20 protein-coding genes are annotated in these 17,044 nt (G+C 68.7%); 10 read left to right on the top strand and 10 right to left on the bottom strand.

The genetic code is table 11. The annotated features are described in order from the left end of the window. Positions 1-64 precede the first annotated feature (64 nt). On the bottom strand, positions 65-712 hold the full coding sequence (locus AC6CR5_RS12530) for a site-2 protease family protein (RefSeq protein ID WP_020928926.1): 648 nt from the start codon (positions 710-712) through the stop codon (positions 65-67). 60 nt (positions 713-772) lie between these two features. Next, a complete protein-coding gene (locus tag AC6CR5_RS12535) occupies positions 773-1,399 on the bottom strand; it encodes an L-threonylcarbamoyladenylate synthase (protein ID WP_006386496.1) in 627 nt (208 codons plus the stop codon). An 89-nt stretch (positions 1,400-1,488) separates the two neighbouring features. Between AC6CR5_RS12535 and ypfJ the strand changes: the two genes are divergently transcribed. The 3 genes from ypfJ (at position 1,489) to AC6CR5_RS12550 (ending at position 3,824) form a co-directional block, all read left to right on the top strand. Then, a complete protein-coding gene (ypfJ, locus tag AC6CR5_RS12540) occupies positions 1,489-2,343 on the top strand; it encodes a KPN_02809 family neutral zinc metallopeptidase (protein ID WP_006386495.1) in 855 nt (284 codons plus the stop codon). Between the two features lie 180 nt (positions 2,344-2,523). Further along, positions 2,524-3,060, top strand: coding sequence for a hypothetical protein (locus tag AC6CR5_RS12545; RefSeq protein ID WP_006386494.1), 537 nt, complete (start codon positions 2,524-2,526; stop codon positions 3,058-3,060). Then, positions 3,057-3,824 carry a DUF1828 domain-containing protein gene (locus AC6CR5_RS12550; protein WP_006386493.1) on the top strand — a complete coding sequence of 256 codons (768 nt, stop codon included), beginning with the start codon at positions 3,057-3,059 and terminating at the stop codon, positions 3,822-3,824. The genes AC6CR5_RS12545 and AC6CR5_RS12550 overlap by 4 nt, the downstream gene beginning before the upstream one ends. Positions 3,825-3,866: 42 nt before the next feature. On the opposite strand, the gene AC6CR5_RS12555 is transcribed toward AC6CR5_RS12550, so the two are convergent. The 3 genes from AC6CR5_RS12555 to AC6CR5_RS12565 form a co-directional block, all read right to left on the bottom strand. Next, positions 3,867-4,139: a hypothetical protein gene (locus AC6CR5_RS12555; protein WP_006386492.1), complete on the bottom strand. Its 273-nt coding sequence runs from the start codon at positions 4,137-4,139 to the stop codon at positions 3,867-3,869. 225 nt (positions 4,140-4,364) lie between these two features. After that, positions 4,365-5,015: a hypothetical protein gene (locus AC6CR5_RS12560; protein ID WP_054447202.1), complete on the bottom strand. Its 651-nt coding sequence runs from the start codon at positions 5,013-5,015 to the stop codon at positions 4,365-4,367. Between the two features lie 104 nt (positions 5,016-5,119). Then, positions 5,120-5,860: an ArsR/SmtB family transcription factor gene (locus AC6CR5_RS12565; protein ID WP_437257390.1), complete on the bottom strand. Its 741-nt coding sequence runs from the start codon at positions 5,858-5,860 to the stop codon at positions 5,120-5,122. Between the two features lie 87 nt (positions 5,861-5,947). Between AC6CR5_RS12565 and AC6CR5_RS12570 the strand changes: the two genes are divergently transcribed. Then, entirely contained in the window at positions 5,948-7,228 is a 1,281-nt protein-coding gene (locus tag AC6CR5_RS12570; RefSeq protein ID WP_498085685.1) for an MFS transporter, read from the top strand. On the opposite strand, the gene AC6CR5_RS12575 is transcribed toward AC6CR5_RS12570, so the two are convergent. The 3 genes from AC6CR5_RS12575 to AC6CR5_RS12585 form a co-directional block, all read right to left on the bottom strand. After that, on the bottom strand, positions 7,188-7,820 hold the full coding sequence (locus tag AC6CR5_RS12575; protein WP_026384422.1) for an FMN-binding negative transcriptional regulator: 633 nt from the start codon (positions 7,818-7,820) through the stop codon (positions 7,188-7,190). The genes AC6CR5_RS12570 and AC6CR5_RS12575 overlap by 41 nt on opposite strands. 123 nt (positions 7,821-7,943) lie before the next feature. Beyond that, positions 7,944-8,429: a GNAT family N-acetyltransferase gene (locus tag AC6CR5_RS12580; RefSeq protein WP_429927937.1), complete on the bottom strand. Its 486-nt coding sequence runs from the start codon at positions 8,427-8,429 to the stop codon at positions 7,944-7,946. Between the two features lie 29 nt (positions 8,430-8,458). Next, complete coding sequence (locus AC6CR5_RS12585) at positions 8,459-8,653, bottom strand: hypothetical protein (RefSeq protein WP_006386486.1); 195 nt, start codon at positions 8,651-8,653, stop codon at positions 8,459-8,461. Positions 8,654-9,484: 831 nt separating this feature from the next. On the opposite strand from AC6CR5_RS12585, the gene AC6CR5_RS12590 reads away from it, so the two are divergent. The 5 genes from AC6CR5_RS12590 to AC6CR5_RS12610 all read left to right on the top strand — a co-directional run bounded on the left by AC6CR5_RS12590 (position 9,485) and on the right by AC6CR5_RS12610 (position 14,071). Further along, a complete protein-coding gene (locus AC6CR5_RS12590) occupies positions 9,485-11,113 on the top strand; it encodes a PQQ-binding-like beta-propeller repeat protein (RefSeq protein ID WP_223821468.1) in 1,629 nt (542 codons plus the stop codon). A 58-nt stretch (positions 11,114-11,171) separates the two neighbouring features. After that, positions 11,172-11,543 (top strand): tRNA-binding protein, encoded by a 372-nt coding sequence (locus AC6CR5_RS12595; RefSeq protein WP_006386483.1) that lies wholly within the window; start codon positions 11,172-11,174, stop codon positions 11,541-11,543. Positions 11,544-11,782: 239 nt separating this feature from the next. Next, positions 11,783-13,006, top strand: a complete 1,224-nt coding sequence (locus AC6CR5_RS12600; RefSeq protein ID WP_047991508.1) for a phosphoadenosine phosphosulfate reductase — start codon at positions 11,783-11,785, stop codon at positions 13,004-13,006. Beyond that, positions 13,003-13,551, top strand: a complete 549-nt coding sequence (locus tag AC6CR5_RS12605; protein ID WP_150100881.1) for an N-acetyltransferase — start codon at positions 13,003-13,005, stop codon at positions 13,549-13,551. The genes AC6CR5_RS12600 and AC6CR5_RS12605 overlap by 4 nt, the downstream gene beginning before the upstream one ends. After that, on the top strand, positions 13,436-14,071 hold the full coding sequence (locus AC6CR5_RS12610) for an IbrB-like domain-containing protein (RefSeq protein WP_047991509.1): 636 nt from the start codon (positions 13,436-13,438) through the stop codon (positions 14,069-14,071). Before AC6CR5_RS12605 ends, AC6CR5_RS12610 begins: the two co-directional genes overlap by 116 nt. Here the strand turns inward: AC6CR5_RS12610 and AC6CR5_RS12615 are convergent. Together AC6CR5_RS12615 and AC6CR5_RS12620 are read right to left on the bottom strand one after the other, a co-directional pair. Further along, positions 14,007-15,290, bottom strand: coding sequence for a sensor histidine kinase (locus AC6CR5_RS12615; RefSeq protein ID WP_498085686.1), 1,284 nt, complete (start codon positions 15,288-15,290; stop codon positions 14,007-14,009). The genes AC6CR5_RS12610 and AC6CR5_RS12615 overlap by 65 nt on opposite strands. Further along, complete coding sequence (locus tag AC6CR5_RS12620) at positions 15,287-15,952, bottom strand: response regulator (RefSeq protein ID WP_020928935.1); 666 nt, start codon at positions 15,950-15,952, stop codon at positions 15,287-15,289. Before AC6CR5_RS12620 ends, AC6CR5_RS12615 begins: the two co-directional genes overlap by 4 nt. A gap of 66 nt (positions 15,953-16,018) precedes the next feature. On the opposite strand from AC6CR5_RS12620, the gene AC6CR5_RS12625 reads away from it, so the two are divergent. After that, positions 16,019-16,816, top strand: coding sequence for a sulfite exporter TauE/SafE family protein (locus tag AC6CR5_RS12625; protein ID WP_047991511.1), 798 nt, complete (start codon positions 16,019-16,021; stop codon positions 16,814-16,816). Positions 16,817-17,044 lie beyond the last annotated feature (228 nt).

Below are 17,044 nucleotides of genomic sequence, written 5' to 3' on the forward strand. Positions count from 1 at the left end.
CGGCGGGATGCCCCAGGGCCAGAATCAGTGAAACCGCTGAGTTTAACGGATATTGGCCAAAATCCTAGAGGAACCACTGAACGATCGTCGTTCCCAAAGCCAATACCGGACGCATCAATATCCAGAGCACGTCGGTCACCAGCAGCACCACCACGATCACCAGCCCATACGGCTCGATTTTCGAGTATTGCCAGGCCAGGCGGTTGGGCAGCAGGCTGAAAAGGATGCGTCCCCCATCCAGCGGCGGAATCGGCAGCAGGTTCAGCGCCATCAGCACCAGGTTGACCTGCACGCCGGCCATCGCCATCTCGAACCAGAAGCTCTCCTGCATGCCCGATTCCAGGAACAGGCGCAGCGAAAACACCCACAGGATGGCCATCAGCAGATTGGCGGCGGGTCCGGCCAGCGCCACCCACAGCATGTCTTTCTTGGGACGGCGCAGGCGGCCGAAATCCACCGGCACCGGCTTGGCCCAGCCGAACAGCATGCCCGGGCTGCCCAGCAGCTTGGAGGTCAGCAGGATCACCACCGGCACCAGCAGCGTGCCGATCGGATCGATGTGGCGCGCCGGGTTCAGGCTGACGCGGCCGGCCTGGTACGCCGTCGGATCGCCGAACATGCGCGCGACATAACCATGCGCGGCCTCGTGCAGGGTGATGGCGAAAATGACCGGTATCGCGTAGACCGCGATGGTTTGGATGAGTTCGTTCATGGCGAACCGGATTGTAGTGGAGGCGCGCGGTCGCGCCGGGCGCCATGCGCGGCGGTGACTTCAGGCCAGGCCCAGCGTGGCCGGGTCGCCGCGTCCCACGCGCACCACCACCGGCTCGGCGCCGGTCAGGTCGATCACGGTGGTCGGCGAATGCGGGCACGCGCCGGCGTCGATGATGGCGGCCAGCTCGTGGGCGTAGCGCTCGCGGATGTCCTCGGCGTCGTTCAACGCTTCGGTCTCGTCCTTCGGGATGAGGGTGGTGGACAGCAGCGGCGCCCCCATCTGCTCGAGCAGGCCGAGCATCACGGCGTGATCCGGCACGCGGATGCCGATGGTCTTGCGCGATGGGTGCGAAACGCGCCGCGGCACTTCCTTGGTGGCTTCCAGGATGAAGGTCCAGGGGCCGGGCGTAGCGGCCTTGAGCAGCCGGTACTGGCGGTTGTCGACGCGCGCGAAGTGGCCGATCTCGGCCAGGTCGCGGCACAGCAGCGTGAGGTGATGGCGCTCGTCCAGGCCGCGCAGGCGGCGCAGGCCGTCGGCCGCGTTCTTATCGTCCAGGCGCGCGACCACCGCGTAGCTGGAATCGGTGGGCACCGCCACCAGGCCCCCGTCGTTCAGCCATTGGGCGGCCTGCTTGAGCAGGCGCGGTTGGGGATTCGCGGGGTGGATATCTAAATGGAGAGCCATGGGTTTATCCTAACACTCTTGAAGGCCGCTTCACCATGGGCGGCCACGGCAACACATGGCGGCCATGCCGGCCCGCCCGGAGACACAGTATGCGCCTGGACGATTCCCGCGAAAGCGACAACGTGGAAGACCGCCGCGCCAGCGGCCCGCGTATCGGCGGCCGAGGCACCATCGGCATCGGCACCATCGTGCTGGCCCTGGTGGCCATGTATTTCGGCGTCGATCCCAGCGTGGTGCTGCAGATGGCCGAAGGCCCGCCGGCGCAGCAGCAACAGGGGCCGGCCGCCCGGCCGCCCGCCAACGACCCGCAGGCGCGCTTCGTCGCCAAGGTGCTGGGCGAAACCGAGGACACCTGGAGCGCCATCTTCCAGAAGGACTTGAACCGCCAGTACGTGCCGCCCAAGCTGGTGCTGTTCCGTGGCGCCACGCCCACGGCCTGTGGCACCGGCCAAGCGGCGATGGGGCCGTTCTACTGCCCGGGCGACAGCAAGGTCTACATCGACCTGGCGTTCTTCGACGAATTGCAGAACCGCTTCAAGGCGCCCGGCGATTTCGCCCAGGCCTACGTCATCGCGCACGAGGTCGGCCACCACGTGCAGCACCTGCTGGGCATCTCCGACCAGGTCGACAACCTGCGCCGCCGCAACCCGTCGCAGGCCAATGCGCTGTCCGTGCGCATGGAACTGCAGGCCGACTGCTTTGCCGGGTTGTGGGCGCAACGCGCCAACGCCGCCCGCAACATCCTCGAGGGCGGCGACGTCGAGGAAGCGCTGGCCGCGGCCACCGCCATCGGCGACGACCGGCTGCAAAAGCAGAGCCAGGGCTACGTGGTGCCGGACGCCTTCACCCACGGCTCGTCGGCCCAGCGGGTGCGCTGGTTCAAGCGCGGCCTGGAAGGCGGCGAGCTCAAGCAATGTGATACCTTCGCCGCCAGCTCGCTGTAGCCCCGGCGTGCCGGCCGCGACGCCATTGCGCCTGTATATCCATACAGCGCGCGGACCGGGGGCGTCTTCATCTTGTAAGATTACGCCCCCGCGCAGACCAAGCGCGGGCCAGAGCTCCCGCAAGGGGGCTTTTCCCGCTGGGCGGCCCGGCGGCGCATTTCCAGACACCACATCCGTTCCATGGCCAACAAGTTCGAACCGTTAATCACCGCTGATGAGGTGCAAGAAATCCTCGCGGAGCCCAAGGAAACCGTCAAGCCGATCACCTGGATCCCCAAGCCGGCCGCCACCAGCATCCAGTGGATGGAGTTCGCCAGCCCTTGCCGCATCAAGGGTGAAGTGCGCGACGACGTGATCTTCCGCGCCACCTACCGCGGCGCCCGCACCGACGTGCACGGCCAGGCCACCATCTTCCTGGCCGAGGCGTTCTGCGCCAGCCTGTTCGTCGGCCCGCACCGCGTCCTCGGCGTCGACACCGACGACTCCTTCCACACCAGCCTGGTGGGCGAAGGCCGGCCGCAATACCGCAAGCCGCTGGCGGACCGCAGCCACGAACACATCTGGGTGGACGAAGGCGAAGGCTACGCCGAACCCATCGTGCCCGCCCTGCACACGATCGCCGAGCTGATGCAGTACTTCCTGCCGAGGGCCAACCTGACCCTGACCGGCGGTTTCGCGCATCCCCTCAAAGGCCGACAAATCGAACTGATCCTATGAGCAATTTCCTGGAAGCCTCCGGCTGGACCGTCCTGCCGGCGGGCGAGCACGCCATCCGCGCGATCTCGCCGATGACGCTGGGCCTGGACGGCCAGCACGCGGCATTCTTCATCGCCCATCCGGACGACACGTCGTTCTATCTCACCGACGCCTGTGAAACCGCGATGCATGCCTCCAGCTACGGCATCGAACTGGCGCCCAAGCGGATCGACATCCTCAACGAAACGCCGGGCGTGAGCCTGGCGCACTTCGACAAGTCGGGCGCCATCGTCGCCAGCGGCCCCAACGAGCAGTTGCAGGAAGCGCTGTGGGACGCGGTCAAGCTGGCCATGGCGCTGTCGTTCCAGTGCGCCAAGTGGATGCCGCGTTTCAGCCAGCTGCGCTTTCGCGCCCAGGTCGGCCGGGCGCTGGCGGCCGGGGTCGGCCCCAATCGCATGGTCAAGGGCGCGCGCGCCAAGGGCAGCAGCGGCCATACCGCCGACTTCGCCTTCGCCGTGCGCGCCGCGGGCAGCACCGCGCTGACCTATATCGAACCGATCGCGCTCAAGGCGGGCAAGAAAATGGATTGGACGCAGGTCTACCAGACCCACGGCAAGATGTCGGACGTGAAAATGGCCGATGCGCGCAACTCGCGCATGGTGATCCTGGAGGATGGCGCGTCGGCCGAGGAACTCAGGAAAGCCGTGACCATCCTGGAACAGTCGGCCAGCGTGCTGACGCTGGCCAAGACCCGCGACTGGCGGGCGGTGTTCGCCGCGGAATAACCGCCGCCGCGGACCGCGCCCCATCAGCGCCGGCCGGCGGCGTCAGGATGGCATGTTGGTCAGGCCGTCGACGATTTCGCGGCCGTGCAGGATGGCGGCATGCACCGCTTCGCGCGGACTGAAGACAAAACCACCTTCGGCAAAGCGTGGCACGGGATATTCGTCGCCACCTTCCAGCACGGCGCCAGCCTGGACCACCATGACCGATGCGATGAAAACGGGGCCGCTCGGCAACGCTTGGACTTCATCGCCCGCGCCCCGGGACACCTTGGCCGTCAGCCGGTATCCCTTGTAGATCAAGTTGTTCTGATGCACTTCGGATGCCCTCTATCTGCGACCCAGCATACCGCGCCTGTTCATGACAGTTCGGATAAGTTTTGTAACCCCGGCATCCGATAGAAACATTGTTGCACCGCGCTAATTGCGTCCCCGTTTCCCTGGCGGCCGGTCCGCCACGCCGACAGGCAGGCAGGACGCGGCTGACAGCCGGGCGCGACCCGCGCCCGGCCGGGGCCGCGTCGATCCGTCCCGGGGATTTCCCTAAAGCTGTTGCGAAAGCGCACTATCCGGGGTCTGCATGCCCGTGGCCCGCAGGTAGTCGGGCAGGGTCCAGCCCCGGCCCAGCAGGAACATGCGGGTGTGCAGATCGCCCAGCACCTGCGGCGTCACCGCCGGCCCCAGGTAGGTCAACCGCTTGCGCCGCAGGTCGGCATAGCCCAGCGGATAATCACGGGCCAGCCCCAGCCACAGGCGATGCGCGCCGACCGACTGGCGCGCCCCGCTCATGATGCACAGCCCCGCGTCCAGGGCCCAGCGATAGACCGCGGTGGCCAGTCCCATGCCCTGGTAGGGCGCGGCGTACTTCGAATGCGGCGCGCGCACGTAGGGATCGGCGCGCCGCCCCACTTCGATCAGCCGGTTGAACACCGTGTAGCCCGCCAGCCGGCCGCGCCGCGCGTCCACCACATACACGTAATACTCGCCATCGGCCTCGCGGTAGCGAAGCACCATGCCAGGGATGTCGGTTTGAACCTCCGGCAATCCATGCAGGCGGTCCGAAGGACGATTCATGCGGTCGTGGATGGCATCGAGTTCGGTCTCCACTTCGCGCGGAGCGTGATTGACGTCGATGCGCAGTTCCGTCGCGATAGGCAAGGCGCGGCGGAAAGCGTGCAGGGCCAGCGTAGGCAAGGCCACCTCCTGTACAGGGCAAATGCCCGATGAAAAAAAGATGTGCGCCCGCCCGCGACCTGCCGGCCCGCGGGGGCGCGATGAAAATCCGCTTCGAAACGGTCCTAGGCGGCGTGGCCGCCCGTCAGGTTCCAGTCCACCGCGTCGGCGGCCGCCTCCCCGGGCATGCCGAAAAACGCCGGGAACTGGCGCGCGCCCTTGCGCGTGACCGACAAGGCGCGCGAGTCCAGGTCCTTGTCGACCCAGCCGCGCCGTAACAACGCCTCCAGCAGCGCGGCGCCGAGCGCGCCGCCCAGGTGCGAGCGGCGCTCGCTCCAATCCAGGCAGGGGCAGGCAAAGCGGCGGCGGCGCTGGCGCGCCTGCGCCACATCCACCCCGACCTGTGCCAGCGAAGCCTCGCCCAGCGGCGTCAACACATAGTCGCGGCCATCGGCCGCCAGCCATTGGCGCGCCAGCATCGCATCATGGACGCGCACGGCCAGCGTGCCCGCCATGTGGTCATAACAGGTGCGGGCCTCGCGCAGCGCCGATGGCGTGTTGGGCTTGAATGGCGCGCGCTCGGCGCCCGCCACCACCAGCAACGCTTCCAGCGCGCGCGCCACTTCGGCATTGGCCAGCCGGTAATAGCGGTGCTTGCCCTGCGCCGCCTGCTCCACCAGGCCCTGCTCGCGCAGGCGCTGGAAATGGCTGCTGGCCGTGGACGCGCCGATATCCGCGGCCGCGGCCAGTTCCGTGGCGGTGCGGGCGCGGCCATCCAGCAGCACGCACAGCATGCACGCCCGCGCCGGATCGGCGATGGCGCCCGCGACGGCGGACAGATTGATATCGGCGAACTCGGATTCCATGATTCGGTCCCGGCCAAAGTGTTGTGTACAGGCACAAGCATACTGCGAGTCATCTCAACAAGACAGCCGGCGCCGCCGGCCACCGCCATGCGCGACACCCCGGTTTTCTTTGGCTGGAAAGTTCTCTACGCCACCTTCGTGCTGGCCGTCTTCGGCTGGGGCGTGGGCTTCTACGGTCCGCCGGTGTTCCTGCACGCCGTGGTGCAGCGCACCGGCTGGAGCGTGGCGCTGGTCTCGGCCGCGGTCAGCCTGCACTTCCTGTGCGGCACGCTGATCGTGGCCAATCTGCCGCGCCTGTACCGGCGCTGGGGCGTGCCGGCGGTGACCCTGGCGGGCGCCGTTGCGCTGGCGCTGGGCGTGTCGGGCTGGGCGCGCGCGGCGGCGCCGTGGCAGTTGTACGCGGCCGCGCTGTTCTCCGGCATGGGCTGGGTGACGCTGGGCGCGGCGGCGGTCAATGCGCTGATCGCGCCCTGGTTCGTCAAACGGCGCCCGGCCGCGCTCGGCATGGCCTACAACGGCGCCAGCGTGGGCGGCATCGTATTTTCGCCGCTGTGGGTCTTCCTGATTTCCGGCTATGGTTTCGCGCAGGCGGCCTGGTGGATCGGCGCGACGATGGTCATCGTGATCGCGATCCTGGCGCGCAAGGTATTCGCCGTCACCCCGCGTCAGTTGGGCCAACACCCGGACGGCGTGGCGCCCGACGCGCAGTCACCGGCCGCGGCCGCCACGCTGGCGCCGGTGCCGCGCCTGTGGCGCGATCGCGCCTTTCTGTCGCTGGGCGCCGGCATGGCGCTGGGCCTGTTCGCGCAGATTGGCCTGATCGCCCACCTGCTGTCATTGCTGGCGCCACTGCTGGGCGCGCAGACCGCGGGCATCGCCATGGGCCTGGCCACGGCAAGCGCCATCGCCGGGCGCAGCCTGGTGGGCTGGCTGATGCCGCCGTCCGCCGACCGCCGCAAGGTCGCCTGCGTATCGTATGGCGCGCAGATCCTCGGCTCGCTGGTCCTGATGCTGGCGGCGGACCACGCCTGGGCGGTGTGGGCCGGCGTGCTGCTGTTCGGCGCCGGCATCGGCAACGCCACGTCGCTGCCGCCATTGATCGCGCAGAGCGAATTCGGCCGTGAGGACGCCCTGCGCGTGGTGCCGCTGATCGTCGCCGTGTCGCAAGGCGCCTATGCGTTTGCGCCGGCGGTATTCGGCGTGTTGCGCGCCACGGCCGGCCAGGACGGCCAATCGATGTCCGGGTTCCTGGCGGTGGCGGCCTGCCTGCAAGCCGCCGCGATCGCCTGCCTGGCATGGGGCCGCGGCGCGGCCCGGCGGCGCGGACTCAGTCCAGCCCGCCACGGCGCGCCACCAGGCCGGCCATGACGGCGTCGCCCTGCTCGTCGGCCAGGCCTTGCGCCACGCCTTGACGGTCGGCGGCGTTGCGGTTCTGGCTGACCTTCCATTTGCCCTCGATGCGCGTGATGGCGATTTCCACGCCGACGATCGCCCGCATCTGCGCGGCGATGAAATCGTCGGGCGCATCCTCGACGCGCCAGGGCTGGGCCCGCGCCTTTTCCTGCGCGTCGGTCAAGGCGCCGATCTGCGCGCGCACCCAGGCCGGATCGTCATGGATCCGCGGCGTGCCCCACACGTGCACGGCCACGAAGTTCCAGGTCGGCACCACCTTGTGGGTCTCGGCCTTGGTGGCGTACCAGGACGGCGTGACATAGGCCTGGGCGCCGTGGAACACCACCAGGCACTCGGCGCCGTCGGCCAGCTCCCGCCACTGCGGATTGGCCCGCGCCATGTGCAGGCGCAGCACGCCCCGCGGCCCTTCGGGATACAGCAGACAGGGAATGTGGTTGGCCATCAGCCCGCCGTCCCCGCTGGTGGCCAGCACCCCCAGGGGATGGGCGCGGATGAAGTCGTGCTGGATATCGAGCGAGTCTTCGCGAAAGGCGGACGGCAGGTACATGGCGGCAATGGCTGGCTGGAGGAAAAACACACCATAGCGCCGCCCTGGCCCCATTGCCAGAGCCATCCAGCCATCAATTCATGGAGCCACAACGTGGCGCCGCCCTCCGCCGCGCCATCCGTGTCAGGCCAGCGTCTTCACCAGCAGCACCGTGGTGAAACCGCTGTCCCATTCCTCGTCGGGATAGGTGTCGATCTCGGCATAGCCCTGCTTGCCGTAGAACGCGCGGCTCTGCATGTTGAAGGTATCGGTTTCCAGCCGCGCCTGGCCGAAACCGGCGCCGCGCATGCCGTCCTCGGCCAGCGCCAGCAGCGCCGCGCCCACGCCACGCCGCTGCATCGCCGGATGCACATGCAGCGCCCAGATGAAGTTCTTTTCCCAGTCCACCATGCCCGCCACCCGGCCTTCGGCTTCGCACACGTAAAAGCGCGCGCCGCGTTCGGCGACATAACGCGGGATCTTGCCGCTGTCCAGGAAATGCCGGTATTTCTCCGGCGTCATCTGCGGCCGCCAGGTGCCTTCGTAGGTCGCGGTCAATATGTCTTCCAGCGCCGCCGCATCGTCGGGGCGCGCCAGCCGGATCGTCAGGGTGTTCGGGGTTTGCGTCATGCGCGGCAGTGTAGCAACCGCGCCGCCCGTCATCGTCGGACGCGCTCGTAGGCCTGGTTCATGCGCTCGCGCGCCGCGGTCTCATGCGCGTAGGCTCGATCGTACGTGGCCAGGCAGGCCGAGGTGGGATCTGGCCATTTGATGGCGGCGACGGCGGCGGTCAATTCGTCGCGCGCGCGCTGCCATTCCTTGACGGCGGCGTACCATTCCTTGGTCGTGTCCATAGCTCCCTCCCTATGTGCACACCCCGATCGTAGCCCCGCTGGCGCCGGCTGCGATGATTCATTCGGCGATGCAAATGGATGAGCCCGATGCGTGGCGGGATGGCTGCATTTGGCCGAGCGCGGCGACACGGTAAAATTCGCGCATCCGGACCGTCCGTGCACGATGGCAACGCCGGACAGCGCCGCGAAATCGCGGACGCGCGGCCACCCGGCCGCGGCCCGCCGGGGCCATGCACGCCACCCACCCCGCCCGCGAACGATCGCGCGGCCCAATTCGATACCGGATAAAACGCCTTCCATGAGTGAACGCGGCGCCGCCGCCGCGGTCGTATGTCAGCCAGCCCGCCACGTGGCCGCCTTTCCCGGCCATCCGCGCTTGCCGCGTCCTCTCTCACGAAGCGATGAATATTGACGTCAACCCTCACTTACTCGCTGGCACGGCTAATGCTACTGTTCGGCCTGTGCAAGGAGTACAAGCAATGGATCAGAAAACCAAACCCTGGGCGTTCCCCAAACCCCACCCGGAAAACACCCCGCGGGGCGAACGGAACAAACAGGAATTCGACGCGCCCCCCGCGGCCAAGCCGTCCACCACGGCCAAGCCTCGCGCCAAGAAACCCGCGGCCACGGCCGGCGCGGCCAAATTGTGACGCGCCCTTGACGTGACGCGCCCCCTTGATGTGACACACCCTTGACGCCGTCAGCATCCGCCATGCCCGCGCCCGCCATTGTCCCGCCCTGCCGCCACCCCGGCGCGGGCATGCGCGGACCCAAACGTCCGGCCGCGCCACGCATCGGCGCGCGCGGCCCCCGCCCATCGTGAACCCGTTCATGAATCCGGCGCTGCGCGGCGCCGGCAAGATCACCGCCGTGTTCTTCAGTCCCGACGGCGAGCTCGCGGCGGTGGCCTCGGCCTTTCCGCTGTTGATCAATCCGCGCGCGCGCGCCGTCTATGGCGGCGCCACCCTGCGCTACCGCGTCGGCCTGTACCGCCGCGGCGAGGCCGCGCCGTTCGCCACCTTCGACGCGCTGCGCCTGCCGGTCAACGACGTCGTTTTCCATCCCACCCGGCCCGCGATTGCGATCGGCGCGGGCAGCTACGATGGCGGCTATCTGTTCGAAGGCGACCTCGTCATCTGGAACTGGGCCGACGGCCGCAGCCGCCGTCCCTGCCTGCATGTCCCGGAAGTGGTCCGTTGCCGCTACCTGGACGATGCCGGGCAGCTCGAAGCCTGGGTCCGTCCATGGGATGAATCCTGGGACGAGGACGACGACCACGCCGCGCCGGCCGCGGATACGCTGCTGCGGATACGGATCGATGATTCCGACGCGGCCTGGCGCGCCGGCGAACCCGCCGCGCTCGACCTCGACGAAACCACCGCCATGGTCGATGCCACGCCGCCGGACGATGGTCTTGCGGTCACGCGCCTGGCCGACTGGTCCGGCCTGCCCGACCTGGGCCTGCGCGGCGCGATCTGGGACCTCGCCTGGCTCGACGCCGATACCCTTGGCGCCACCCACGACGCCTGCCTGCTGGACCGCTATGACCGCAACGGCGAGCTGCTGTCGCGCCACGAAGGCGGCGGCCGCGGCAGCGAAATCCTGCCCGCGGCGGCGGTCACGGTGCACGCGCTGGCGCCCCCCGACCCGGCCGACATTTTCCGACGCGATTCCCGCCTGTACGTGCTGCGCGACGGGCAACTGGCGGCGGCGCGCGACTGCACCGGCGGCGCATACACATTCTCGGTCGACGCCGATGGCCGCCTGCTGGGCCGCCAAGACCGCGTCGGCAGTCGCGCGCGCGGCGCCGCCGACATCCTGCTGGATCCGACGCTGGCCCGCGAACAGCGGCTGGACGTCGGCCATTACGACTGCTTCAACCACTACATCGGCATCAACGGCGCCCCCTGCCTGTTTGCGCTGCAAGGCACCCCGCCCGGCTCGCACGAGGGCAAGTACCTGTGCATCGTCCACCCTGACGGCCGCATCGAACGGCTCTGGCCCGTGCTCAAGCCCGATCGCACGCCGGCCAGCCATGCCATGGAATGCCGCGGGGCCTATGTCGACGATGCCCTCGGCGCGGCAGTGGTCATCGCTGGCAAGCACTATTCGCCCACGGTCGACGGCGCCTACCGCGGCTTCATCTACCGCAAGAGCCTGGCGCGCGGCCAGGAACGCTGGCGCCACGCCACGCCGGCGTCGGCCAGCGCCATCGTACTGGCCGACGGCCTGGTGGCGGCGGCCTTCCTCGACGGCAGCCTGATGCTGATCGACGCCCGCACCGGCGACCTGCGCCTGTCGGCCAAGGTCCGCCTGGACGGCATCGCCACGGTGATCTACGCCATGGCGGCGCGCAACGGCATCCTCGCGATCGGCACGCTGGACGGCCGCATCGCGCTGGCCAGCCTGGCCGACCTGCCCGCCAGGACCGGCGCGGACGGCAACCTCGATCTGGCATGATGGGCCTGTCGCCGGCCTTCGGGCCGGCCCCGTTCCATTCCCTTCGTCACGCTGAGCCATGCACTACACCCAAGACCCGAACACCCCGCCCGCCGCCACCATCAGCTTCGACGACTTCATGCAAGTCGACATCCGTGTCGGCACCATCGTCGCCGCCGACGCGTTTCCCGAAGCGCGCAAGCCGGCCTATAAATTGACCATCGACTTCGGCGCCGGCGTCGGCGTGCGGAAAAGCTCGGCGCAGATCACCGGCCGCTACACGCTGGACCAGTTGCCCGGCAAGCGGGTGCTGGGCGTCGTCAACTTCCCGCCGCGCCAGGTCGGTCCGGTGCGCTCCGAAGTCCTGGTGCTGGGCCTGGCCGACGACGCCGGCGATACCGTGCTGGTGACGCCCGAGCTCGACGTCCCCAATGGCGCCCGGCTCACCTGACCGCACCCGCACAAGCTACCGCTCTGCGAAGCCCTGCCTGCCGGCCTGATCGCGGCAATTGCCCGCCGAGGGTCGCGTGAATGTCGGACATATTGACCCTGTCCGCGCCTGCCCTTCACGCTATTCTCAAAGGCTTACGGCGGCCGATTCGCATAAATTTTCCCTGGCCGGCCACATCGTCGCGCCGCGGTTCCGGCCGCGCGCCGACTCTCGGGATGAAGCGAATAGGTAACAGCACAATGGCGGTGAAGCACTACCGCGATCTCAACGTCCACGATGCCGCCAAGGCGCGCCTGCGGCTGGTGTTCCAGCACTTCGAACGCGTGTGCGTGGCCTTCTCCGGCGGCAAGGACAGTTCCGTCACGCTGCACCTGGCGCTGGAGGTCGCCCGCGAAATGAAGCGCGGCCCGGTGCATGCCGTGTTCATCGACCTCGAAGGGCAATACCAGGCCACCATCGCGCACGTCACCGAAATGTTCGACCGGCCCGACGTCCAGCCGTGGTGGGTCTGCCTGCCGATCAACCTGCGCAACGCGTCCAGCCTGCGCGAACCCTACTGGTGCGCCTGGGAACCGGGCCGCGAGGCCGACTGGATCCGCCCCCTGCCGAGCCATCCCTCGGTCATCAGCGACCCCGCCCGATTCCCGTTCTATCGCCACCGCATGGAGTTCGAGGAATTCGTGCCCGAATTCAACCGTTGGCTGGCGCGCGACGCGTCCACCGCGTTCCTGGTCGGCATCCGTTCCGACGAATCGCTCAACCGCTACCTCGCGGTCAAGCGCCGCACCAAGAAATGCGCCTGGACGCCCCCCGGCGCGCACAAACCGCTGCCCTGGAGCACCAGCGACAAATCCGGCGACGGCGGCGTCACCTTCTTTCCGATCTACGACTGGAAATTCGAAGACCTGTGGCGCTACACCGGCGAGCACGGCCACGCCTACAACCGCCTCTACGACCAGATGCTGCGGGCGGGCGTGGCGTTTTCACAGATGCGCATCTGCCAACCCTACGGCGACGATCAACGCAAGGGCCTGGACCTGTTCCACAAGCTCGAACCCGACACCTGGTTCCGCACGGTCAAGCGCGTCGAAGGCGCCAACTACGCGGCCCGCTATTGCCGCCAGCGCTTTCTCGGCTACCGCGGCGGCCTGGGCCTGCCGCCCACCTTCAGCACCTGGCGCCAATACTGCCAGTTCCTGCTCGACAGCATGCCGGCCGCGTTGCGCCAGGTCTACGCGCGGCGCATCGATGTCTTCATCCAGTGGTGGGAGCAACGCGGCCATCCCCTGTCGATGTGGCCGGACGCGGGCGTTCCCGATCTCGAGAACCGCAAGGCGCAACCATCGTGGCGGCGCATCGGCCTGTCACTGCTCAAGCAGGACATGGCGCGCTCCCTGTCATTCGGTCCCGCCCGGCGCGATATCGATACCCTGCTTCCCGCCGAGCCCCGCGCCGTCCCATGACCCATCCCCTGAAGCACTACGCATTCGAACAACTGCGCTCGTACGACGACGAGCCGGCCTTCTTCGCCCTGATGGGCCGCTTCTTCGCCAGCGCCAACGTCAGGCGCGACTGCGGCGGCTACCCGCTCAGCGACGGCCCGCGCTATCTCTGGTTCATCGTCCGAAGACACGCCAGCAAGCGCGTGCTGGGTTTCATCAGCATCGAACTCATGAGCGGCGAGGTCCGCATCCGCGACGGCTACGTGCGCCCCGAGGCGCGCCAGCTCGGCCTGTTCCGGGCGCTGCGGCAGCGGGTGCTGGAGTACATCGACGCGCTGAACCAGCCATGCGTGTTGCGCGTGCCATGGGACTGCGCGGCGCGCCTGCAGCCTTACGGCTTCCAGGTCCATCTCACCCGTGGCAACTGGGCCACCTTGAAAAGGAACACGCATGCCACACGCAGCGAACCTGACGAGCCGGGCCCGGCTCCTGTTCAACGAACTGCGGAGCCTGCCGCTGCGCGAGCGGATCGAAGCCATCAACCAGATCCGCCAATGCCTGCATGAGCACAGCCCCTTTGCCGCCGAGCCGGTCGATTGCGTGCTGTGGGTGCGCGGCGAACAGGTCCAGGCCAACGACTACAACCCCAACACCGTCGCGCCGCCGGAGATGCGGCTGCTGGAGTTGTCGATCGACGCCGACGGCTACACCCAGCCCATCGTGGCGCATCCGGACGGGCAGGATGGCTACGTGGTGGTCGACGGTTTCCACCGCCAGCGGGTCGGCAAAAAGAAGGGGCCGATCCGGCAACGGCTGCATGGCTATCTGCCCGTCGTCGCCATCCGGTCCGGGCGCGATGCCGCGGCCGACCGCATCGCCGCAACCATCCGCCACAACCGCGCCCGCGGCGTGCATGGGGTCATGCCCATGACCGACATCGTCGTGCGGCTGGTCAGGGCGGGCTGGAACGATGCCGACATCGCCCGCCAGCTCGGCATGGACCCCGACGAGATCCTGCGCTTCAAGCAGGTGTCTGGCCTGCCTGAGATGTTCCTTGATCATCACTATTCCAGGTCATGGGAATAGCACGGACCGGATCGGCCAAAGGCAGGCTGAGGCGGCCGCACAATCCCCCGCCGACGGCCGGCGTCAATTCCAGCATGCCGCCGTGGCGCGCCGCGATGGTCGCCACGATCGACAGCCCCAGGCCGGCGCCCTCGACCTGGCGATGACCGCGCCAGAACGGCGCGGCCGCCTGCGCGCACTGCGCCGGCGTCAGGCCGGGACCGTGGTCGCGCACCGTCACCACCAGCCAATCCGAGACGATGCCGGCGTCGACCTCCACCGGTTTGTCGTCGGGCGAATACTTGAGCGCGTTGTCCACCAGGTTGCGCACGGCGCAATCCAGCAGGGTATCGGGCAGCGCCACCCAGGGCTGGCCGGCGGGCATGCGCCAGCGCACCCGGGCGGGCTTGCGGCCGGCCACCCGCGCCAGCACCGCCAGCGCGTCGCAGGCTGGGTCGCCGGCCGCCTCGTCGCCATCGGCGCGCGCCAACGCCAATAGCTGTTCGATCAGGCGCTCCAGGCGCTCGGTGCCCTGCAGCGCATGCGCAATGGCCTGGCGGCTGGCGGCATCATGGGGCGCCTGCGGCAGCCGTTGCAACACCTGCAGATGCGCCTTGATGGCGGTGACCGGGGCGCGCATTTCGTGCGCCGCATGATCCGAGAAATGCCGCTCACGCCGCAGCATTTCCTCCATGCGCCGCGACAGGCGCGCCAGCGTCTGGGGAATTGACGGGCGGTCGACCCCGAACCAGAGCAGCGCCATGGCCAGCAGCAGCCCGGCCACGCTGGGCAGCAGCGCCGTCCAGGCGATCTGCCGATGCAAGGCCGCGCGAATGTCGCCGCGACCGGCGGTGACCACGCGCAGGTCGCCGGTCTCGAAGGCATAAGTGCGCCAGGCTGCGCCGGCCCGCATGAGCGAGCCGTAGCCGAGCGGCGCGGCGGCAAGCGCCTGCCCGTCCGGCGCGCACGCCCGCGCCGCGTCATCGTCGGGCCCGGCCGCGCAGCGGGCGTCGCCCGCCGGCGGGCCGACGACCGCCAGCATGTCGCCGCCATCCGCCGTGGCCGGACGCGACGGCGGCGTCACCAGCCGCGCCACCATGGCCGCCGACGCCGCCAGCCGCGAGTCCAGCGCCGCGTCCAGCTCGGCGCTGGCAAGCTCGAACATCCACAGCGTCACCGCGCCGCCAACCACCAGCCAGACGGCGCCCAGGATCAGCATCAGGCGAACGCGCAGGCTCATGGCGGCGGCATCCCCAGCCGATAGCCCCAGCCGCGCACCGTCTCGATCAACCCGGCGCCGAGCTTGCGGCGCAGCTTGTGGATATGCACGTTGACGGCGTTGCTCTCGACCCGGTCGTCAAAGCCATACAGGCTGTCGCGCAACTGGTCCATGGTGAGGATCTGCCCGGGATGCTGCAACAGCGTCTTGAGCAAGGCCAGTTCGCGCCGCTGCAGCGTGACGCGGGCGCCGTCCAGCAGGACTTCGCCGCGCGACAGGTACAACGTGAGGCGGCCGTGGTCGATGCGATCGGCGCTATGGCCGGCCGCACGCCTTATCAGCGCCTGCAACCGCGCGGCCAGTTCATCCAGGTCGAACGGCTTGAGGACGTAGTCGTCGGCGCCGGCGCGCAACGCCGCGACGCGCTGCGCAATTGCCGACCTGGCGGTCAGCACCAGCACCGGCAGGTCCTGGCGCCGCGCGCGCCACTTCGCCAGCAGCGTCACGCCGTCGCCATCGGGCAGACAGAGATCCAGCACACAAGCGCTGGCGTGGGACGTTTGCACCGCCAGATCGGCCTGCCGCAGGCTCCCGACCGCATCGACCACGAAACCTTGCAGTCCCAGCCCGGCTTGAATCGCCGAAGCGATGGAAGCGTCATCCTCGACCAACAAAATGCGCATCGCAGTATCCCAGTCCCGGCACGTTATACTTATTAGAAGTAATAAGTTAATTTCCAAAAGTAATTAATGATGATGACCGCGACCCTGCTGGGACTATGCATCGGCGTCTCCCTTGGCCTGACGGGCGCGGGCGGCGGCATCCTGGCCGTGCCCGCGCTGATGTTCGGCCTGGGCCTGACGCTGACGCAGGCGGCGCCGGTGGCGCTGATCGCGGTGGGCATCGCTTCGGCGGTCGGCGCCCTGCAGGGTTTGATGCGGGGCCTGGTGCGCTACAAGGCCGCCATGCTGATGGCCGCGGTGGGCGCACTGACCGCTCCCCTGGGATTGTCGCTGGCGCGCCAGGTGCCGGCACAGTGGCTTAGTCTGACTTTTGCGGGCGTGATGCTGTTGGTGGCGGTGCGCATGGTGCAGCAATCGCGACGCCGCGCGCCGCTACCGGGCGGCCCCGACACGCCGCCCAAGGCCTGCCGACTGTCGCCCGAGACCGGCCGCTTCGTCTGGAATCGCCTGACTGCCGCCACGCTGGGCGGCATCGGCGCCGTGTCCGGGCTGTGCACCGGCATGCTGGGCGTGGGCGGCGGCTTCATCATCGTGCCCGCGCTGACGCACTTCAGCGATGCGCGCATGATCAGCATCGTCTCGACCTCGCTCATGGTCATCGCGCTGGTGTCGGCCGCCACGGTCAGCTCCGCGCTGCTGCATGGCCTGACCCTGTCGGTCGCGCAATGGGCCTTCGTGGCCGCGGCCATCGCCGGCATGGCGGGCGGGCGCGCGCTGGCGCCGCGCGTGCCGCAGGCCGTGCTGCAACGCGCCTTCGCCGCGGTGTGCGTGGTGGTGGCGGGCGTACTGGCCTGGCGCGCCTGAGCGGGTCTGCTTCCAACTTCGCGCAGGCCTTATCGCGCCACGCCGTCCTATCGCGCGCACGATAGGCACTGGCCTCGTCTCTGATTCTTGTTAACGCTCAGATAATGCACGCCATGCAAGATGGCCTGCATGACGAAAACCTCTCATATCCATCCGCATGCCTGGCGGGTCCTGATTGGCTCGCCACCGGCCTCGCCGGCGAACCCGGCCGCACCGCCGTCCCGCCCG

The organism is Achromobacter sp. EG18 (assembly GCF_059759395.1).